This is a genomic window from Prevotella sp. P2-180 (assembly GCF_002251435.1).
Lineage (GTDB): Bacteria > Bacteroidota > Bacteroidia > Bacteroidales > Bacteroidaceae > Prevotella.
This window is the reverse complement of the sequence record NZ_NPJI01000005.1, coordinates 60,999-68,062: the sequence shown is the minus strand read 5'-3', so window position 1 is coordinate 68,062 and position 7,064 is coordinate 60,999. Positions and strand designations below refer to the sequence as shown.

6 protein-coding genes are annotated in these 7,064 nt (G+C 45.0%); 4 read left to right on the top strand and 2 right to left on the bottom strand.

Annotation, left to right across the window (positions count from 1 at the left end):
* The first annotated feature begins 656 nt into the window (after positions 1-656).
* The 4 genes from CIK98_RS00855 (at position 657) to CIK98_RS00840 (ending at position 6,134) form a co-directional block, all read left to right on the top strand.
* Positions 657-1,412, top strand: coding sequence for a M15 family metallopeptidase (locus tag CIK98_RS00855; protein WP_094382413.1), 756 nt, complete (start codon positions 657-659; stop codon positions 1,410-1,412).
* 54 nt (positions 1,413-1,466) lie between these two features.
* Positions 1,467-3,218, top strand: a complete 1,752-nt coding sequence (locus CIK98_RS00850) for a flavocytochrome c (protein ID WP_094382412.1) — start codon at positions 1,467-1,469, stop codon at positions 3,216-3,218.
* A 235-nt stretch (positions 3,219-3,453) separates the two neighbouring features.
* The gene (asnA, locus tag CIK98_RS00845; RefSeq protein WP_094382411.1) at positions 3,454-4,491 is read left to right on the top strand and encodes an aspartate--ammonia ligase; all 1,038 of its coding nucleotides are present in this window, start codon (positions 3,454-3,456) and stop codon (positions 4,489-4,491) included.
* A gap of 374 nt (positions 4,492-4,865) precedes the next feature.
* Positions 4,866-6,134 (top strand): ATP-binding protein, encoded by a 1,269-nt coding sequence (locus tag CIK98_RS00840; protein ID WP_094382408.1) that lies wholly within the window; start codon positions 4,866-4,868, stop codon positions 6,132-6,134.
* A gap of 218 nt (positions 6,135-6,352) precedes the next feature.
* Here CIK98_RS00840 and CIK98_RS17500 read toward each other — a convergent pair whose 3' ends face one another.
* Together CIK98_RS17500 and CIK98_RS17840 are read right to left on the bottom strand one after the other, a co-directional pair.
* Positions 6,353-6,667 carry a hypothetical protein gene (locus tag CIK98_RS17500; protein ID WP_141210346.1) on the bottom strand — a complete coding sequence of 105 codons (315 nt, stop codon included), beginning with the start codon at positions 6,665-6,667 and terminating at the stop codon, positions 6,353-6,355.
* A gap of 238 nt (positions 6,668-6,905) precedes the next feature.
* A complete protein-coding gene (locus tag CIK98_RS17840) occupies positions 6,906-7,058 on the bottom strand; it encodes a hypothetical protein (RefSeq protein ID WP_172409761.1) in 153 nt (50 codons plus the stop codon).
* Positions 7,059-7,064: the final 6 nt, after the last annotated feature.

Sequence of the window (7,064 nt, the reverse complement as noted above, 5' to 3'; positions counted from 1 at the left end):
CAAGCTAAATTCATGCTGCCCCGCGACTTGCATGTGTTAAGCCTGTAGCTAGCGTTCATCCTGAGCCAGGATCAAACTCTACATTGTAAATAATATTTTTAGATCACCTTACCGCACTCTAAAAAAAGTGACGGAAGGGAGACCATTGTCTGACTGTTTTCAGGACGCCATTATAATATCAAGTCTAAAGAAACCTTTATCAATCATACAATTGACGGTTCGTTTACCCAATTGATTTCTCAATTGCTTCTTGTACTACTACTTCTCTGTTATGTAAATCTTTCAAAGAACTCTTTTTCTGTCGCTAAAGAGAAGCGTTGTTCTCAAAAGCGAGTGCAAAGGTACGGCAAAAATCAATACGCTCCAAACATTTCAAGAGAAAAATGCATTTCTTTAACGTTTATTTACAAATAACAAGTGTAAAATAGACTATTATTCGTATTATACCTTATTTTATATATAAAGAGTATGACTACTTACAAATCAACTTGCAGTGGAATAATTGAGTAATAGATGAGCGGAAAGGGAGAAATGGCAATAATAAAAAAAAAGTTAAGTAGGGAGTGTTTCTGTTTAAAATTTAGAAGGTTTCAAAAAAAAATGTCTATTTTTGCACTGAAAATATACAAGACTATAAAATTTATATAAGCATGAGAATGATTAAACACTTAGCTGCGATTGCTATGCTGCTTATTTTTTGCGCCAGCATCACAGCATGCTCAAGCAATGAGGAAACAAAGACAAAGGCTCCCGAAGAGGATGCCTCCCAGTTTGTGGTGCTTACAGATGTAGTGCCCGATGTGATACTCGAAATCCGCTACTACAGCACCTATAACTTCATCGGTCGCCGCATACCAGGCTACGAGGAACCGATAGCCATGCTCACACGCCAGGCCGCCGACTCGCTTAAGAAAGTTAGCGACGACCTCATTAAGCAAGGATACCGACTGAAGATATTCGACGGTTACAGACCGCAGAAAGCTGTTGACTACTTCATGGAATGGGCAAAGAATGTTGAAGACACACTGATGAAGCAGTATTTCTATCCCGAACTTGACAAGTCGGTGCTCGTACCTCAAGAATACATTGCCGAGAAGTCGGGACACACTCGTGGCAGCACGATCGACCTCACACTCTTCGACATGACATTAGAGAAGGAAGTGGACATGGGATGTACCTACGACTACTTCGGCGTGGCATCACACCCCGACGTACAGCCCGGACAACCCATAGGCGCCTACAAGCCTATCACCCAACAACAATACGACAACCGAATGATACTCCAGAAGGCCATGACCTCACACGGTTTCAAGCCCTACGACTGCGAGTGGTGGCACTTCACGCTTTTGGACGAGCCCTTCCCCAACACCTACTTCACATTCCCAATAGCCCGTAAGTCGCTCGAAAACTAATTGGATGCTGGTGGAAACATAGAAACAGACATTTATATATTAATAAGACTGATAATGAAGACAAAATTATCCGCTACGTGGATTGTTATTGCATCAATCCTTATGCTGATAGCAATCACGGCATGTACAGTGAGGGACAACACTGTTGGTACAACCATGCGGGACGGAGTGTGGGAAGGAACAGGCGAAGGGCGGGGAGGTACTATTCTCGTTCGCATCACCGTGACTAACAACACCATAACCGACGCAAAGGTCATCAGCCAGTCTGAATCGTCATTTGCACAAGCAGCGCTCAATGAAGTGCTCGACAATGCAATAGGGCGCACCGACTACCTTTCGCTTGACACCGACGGAGTGACAGGTGCCACACTCACCTCTACTGGAGTTATAGACGCTCTAAACATGGCCATTGCCACTTCAAAAGGCGAAAAAACCGAAGAGGAGAAGATATATGCCGACGGATATTGCGACATAGTGGTAATCGGAGCAGGTGGTGCCGGACTATGTGCCGCCGTAGAAGCTGCCTCAAAAGGCTACAACGTGACAGTGATTGAAAAACAAGGCATCGTGGGAGGTAACACCAACTACTCCACTGGAGGAATAAACGCGGCAGAGACATCCGTACAGAAAAACCTCGGCATAGAAGACTCCAAAGACCTCTTCTTCGACGACACCATGAAGGGCGGGCACTACCTCAACGACCCAGTGCTCGTGAGAAGCTTCGTGGACAATGGTCCTCTCACCATCGACTGGCTAATAAGCCTCGGCGCTGACCTCAGCGACATAGGACTCATGGGTGGAAGCAGCGCGAAACGCACCCATCGCCCACAAGGCGGCACCGCCATAGGACCTCACCTGATGAAAGTGCTAAAGGAGGCTTCGGAATCGGAAAATGTGGAGATACGCACCAGCAACAAGGTCACAGGACTCATAATGGAAGGCGAGAGAGTGTGCGGTGTGAAGGTGGAAAACCGCGACGGCAGCACATACCAGCTGAAAGCGAAGGCTGTGGTGATTGCCACAGGAGGCTTCGGCGCAAACATCGAAATGGTTACAAAATACTGCCCACAACTGAAGGGCTTTCCAACCCTCAACCACAAGGGTGCCACAGGCGACGCCTTCTCATGGGTTGAAGCCATAGGAGGAAGCATGATACAGCTCGAGCAGATACAAATTCACCCCACCGCTGAATACGTGAACCATATTCTTATTACTGAGGCTGTTAGAGGCAATGGCGCCATACTCGTGAATGCCGGGGGAAAGAGGTTTGTGGACGAGATGCAGACGCGCGACGTAGTGTCTGATGCCATACTAAGCCAGACTGGCAACATGGCGTTTCTGATATTCGACGACCAAGTGCGCAAATCGCTCGCAGCCATTGAGACATACTACAACCAGGGTGTGCTGAAGGAGGCTCAGACCATTGAGGAACTCGCCGAAAAGGCAGGATTGCCGACAGATGTGCTTACCGCCACCATGGTCCGATATACCAAGATGCAGCAAAACGGCTGCGACGAGGACTTCGGACGAAGCGCCACCGCACTGACTGCCCCGCTTAACGTACCTCCATACTATTCCGTGTGCGTTACTCCAGCCATACACCACACCATGGGCGGTATAAAGGTTGACAAGGACATGCACGTGCTGCGAATAGACAACACCGTGGTGCCAGGACTCTATGCCGCAGGCGAGGTGACAGGAGGACTTCACGGGGCCAACAGACTTGGAGGCAACGGCGTTGGCGACATTGTGGTGAACGGAAAGATTGCCGGACGCAACGCTGCCGAAGAAATATCAGCCAACTGAAAGGTTAAGTCCCTAATAATGTGTCGAGCAACATATGAAACCAACGGCACGTGCGGTCAGAAAATAGGCTTTATTGTAGCAGAATGAGAGGCGAAAAGAAGAAAAACATTACTTTTTGATTAAAAAATCAACAATTATGCTTGCATATTAAAAGATTATGTGTAACTTTGCAGCCGGATTTGCAAAAAAAGCATATCCCAACTTAACTATACAAAAAAACATAACACATAAAATTATGGGCAACATAATTAAACCAATCGTCTATACGGCCGCGCTCGACATGAAACAGACTGAGCATGGCATAAAACAGATTAAGGAGTTTTTCCAGCAAAACCTCTCTACCGAACTGCGCCTTCGCCGTGTCACAGCTCCATTGTTTGTGCTTCAGGGCCTTGGCATCAACGACGACCTCAATGGTGTGGAACGTGCCGTCACCTTCCCTATCAAAGACCTTGGCGACGCTAAGGCCGAAGTGGTTCACTCCCTCGCAAAATGGAAGAGGATGTCGCTCGCGGAATACAAGATTGAACCTGGATATGGCATATATACCGACATGAACGCCATACGAGCTGACGAAGAGCTCGACAATCTACACTCACTCTATGTTGACCAGTGGGACTGGGAGGCTGTCATCACACGCGAACAGCGCACTCTCGCATTCCTGAAAAATGTAGTGGAAAGAATCTATGCTGCCATACTGCGCACCGAATATCTCACCTGCGAGACTTATCCGCAACTGAAGCCTTTCCTTCCAAACAAAATCACATTCATACACAGCGAAGAACTGCTGAAAATGTATCCTGACAAGACTCCAAAGGAGCGCGAAGACGCTATTTGCAAAAAATATGGTGCCGTGTTTGTAATTGGTATTGGAGGAAAACTCAGCGACGGAAAGAAACACGACGGACGCGCCCCTGACTACGATGACTGGTCGACAGTGGCCGAAGACGGCTCCGTTGGTCTCAACGGCGACATACTTATCTGGTATCCGGTTCTCGGCCGCTCGTTTGAGCTCTCGTCAATGGGTATCCGTGTCGACAAGGAGTCGCTGGTTCGTCAACTGAAGATTGAAGGCAAGGAAGAGCGACTTGGACTCTACTTCCACAAGAAACTGATGAACGACGAACTGCCGCTCAGCATCGGCGGCGGTATAGGCCAAAGCCGCCTTTGCATGGTGTTGCTCCACAAGGGTCACATCGGCGAGATACAGGCAAGCATCTGGCCCGAAGACATGCGCAAGGAATGTAAGGAACTTGGAATGACGCTAATATAACTATTTGAACTTTCGCTTGTATATACCATGCAGATAATGGAAAAATTGACGAGTGACTTTCAATTTAGTAGGAGAGCACGTATATGGTAGTTTCTCAACTTCCTCAACTTCTTAGGGTTGAGCACTTCCAAAACTTAAACCAACTAATATATAGGGAGCGAGACGCAAGTTTTTCTCCCTTTTTCTTTGTCCTTTCATTTTCATCCCTCACCGCAGATACCTGCGTTATTTCGGGGGTGAATTTATTACATTGATACGAAAAAAATGTCAATAATAAATGTTTTATTGCAAATCTTGGGAATTTTTTATTGCAAATCTTGGGAATTTGATTCATTTTTTGTAACTTTGCCCCTGTAATTGCTAATTATATCATTATGGAATACATCAGTAGATACGCAGAAAAAGACATTGAGCGAGCATTGCGTTCAGCAGGAGCAGTGCTTGTTGTCGGCCCCAAGTTTTGCGGAAAGACAACCACCAGCATGAGGTTTCAGAATAGTTTTGTTAAACTCAATACCAACAGCCGTATAAAGTTGGCAAGACTGAATCCCATGCTGGCACTTAATGGTGAGCGACCACGACTGATAGATGAATGGCAAACGGTACCCGAGATATGGAATTGTGTCAAGGAAGACCTGGACGAGGATTATGAATTCGGCAAATACATATTGACTGGCAGTTCTACGCCAGTAGATAAAAGTGAGATTCATCATTCTGGGGCAGGACGTATCACAGCTGTCAAAATGCGCCCGATGTCACTTTTTGAGTCAGGAGAGTCGAAGGGGATTGTATCCCTACATGAACTGTTTGAGGGTAAACCACTGAAGGTATTTGACGAGAACGCCGATTTCACACTTGAAGATGTAGCTTTTCTCACTTGTAGGGGTGGTTGGCCAATATCTGTCATTTCAGACAAGAGTGTTTCACTCGATGTCACACGCAACTACTTCAACAGCCTCTTTGTATTTGAAGACTGTGACAATGAGAACTTCCGTAACAAACGGCCTGACGTGTTGAAGATGATACTTCGCAGCTACGCCCGAAATATTTCTTCTGAAGTGTCGAAGCAGACGATTATTGAAGACGTGCGCCAGTCGAACGAACGTACTATGGACACGAAAACCTTTGATGACTATCTCGAGGCCCTTCAAGACCTTTATATTATATCTGACATCGAAGCGTGGAATCCAAACATACGTTCAAAGACATCTATTCGCTCCACTCCTACACGCCATTTTGTGGATACATCTATAGCTTGCCGTGCATTGAATATCTTTCCCGAAGATTTGATTAACGACCTTGAGTCTTTCGGTCTTTTCTTTGAAGACCTTGCTGTTCGTGATCTTTCTGTTTATGCAGGTGTCCATGGTGGTGAAGTGCGTCATTATCGTGACAAGGCAGGATTAGAGTGTGATGCCGTAATTCATTTGGAAGATGGCAGATGGGGAGCTGTTGAGATAAAACTTGGTGGTGACAAACTAATCGATGAGGGTGTTAAATCACTGACGCTATTGAAGGAAAAGATTATTAAGAAAAGCTCTGAGCGTCATCCCTCATTCCTGATGGTGCTTACTGCACGCGGTTCACTCTACCAGCGTGAAGATGGCATTTATGTCGTTCCTATTAACTGTTTGAGAGACTGATATTATAATCTCACAACAAACCTATTCTCAAATAATTACAAACTGTAAGTTTCGGAAGTAATATTCGCCCTGAACCAAAAGTTGCAATTAGCTTTTTATGTGAAGCATATCGTTATGAGAAGCGAGTCGCCTTGCCAATAAGTTAATTCGTTAATTTCTTGCATTATCTGCACAATACTTGTCATAAATACTTCTCATAATATGCATTATGAGAAGCTTCACATAATTTCTTCAAGGACTGTAAGACCTTGCTGAACCTTGGTAAATGTCAGTCTGTGCATTTTGCCGCTCAAATAGCCAGCCTCACCTTGACAATGATGCAGTATAACATCTTGTGCTCGGTGAAGAGATTTGAAGCGTATGAAACCATCGGCGGCCTCTTTGCCGAGGTCACCAATGACACTCTCGAATTGTCCGTTACGGACAAAATATGGGCTCTCATTTTGGACTTCGTTCTGCAAGTTGCGGAGCGCTACTCTATAGATGCAACGGAGTTGCTGACAGATTTCATCGATAATAATCCTATTGCCCATATGCTACATAAAATTTATATTTATAAACAAGCAAGTTGATATATATTCACTTGCAAAAGTTCAGTACTTAAGTTTCGCTTTCATTTTGCAGCATGTGCTTAACTTCTTAGAGTTGAGCACAAGCGAAACTTAAAGAGTATGTATATCAAGTCTCTCTTATCAACATCACATATCCGTTCTCGATAATTTGAACGAAAAATAGTGGTGAGGGATGTCCTTTACGTGATAATTTTATTTTTTATCTGTCATCTGTCACCATACTCATATAATTATCTGATATATAGATATTTAGCATGGTGACAGACGGGTGACAGACGATTTTGTCTGTCACCCGTCGTTGTTGCTTCTTGTCTATCCTGACCATTGTCAATCGGTTGTTCTGTATATTCATAAGACT

Coding starts and splice junctions, on each gene's coding strand:
- CIK98_RS17840 (WP_172409761.1), bottom strand. CDS start 7,058: ATGAATATACAGAACAACCGATTGACAATGGTCAGGATAGACAAGAAG.
- CIK98_RS00850 (WP_094382412.1), top strand. CDS start 1,467: ATGAAGACAAAATTATCCGCTACGTGGATTGTTATTGCATCAATCCTT.
- CIK98_RS17500 (WP_141210346.1), bottom strand. CDS start 6,667: ATGGGCAATAGGATTATTATCGATGAAATCTGTCAGCAACTCCGTTGC.
- CIK98_RS00855 (WP_094382413.1), top strand. CDS start 657: ATGATTAAACACTTAGCTGCGATTGCTATGCTGCTTATTTTTTGCGCC.
- CIK98_RS00840 (WP_094382408.1), top strand. CDS start 4,866: ATGGAATACATCAGTAGATACGCAGAAAAAGACATTGAGCGAGCATTG.
- asnA (WP_094382411.1), top strand. CDS start 3,454: ATGGGCAACATAATTAAACCAATCGTCTATACGGCCGCGCTCGACATG.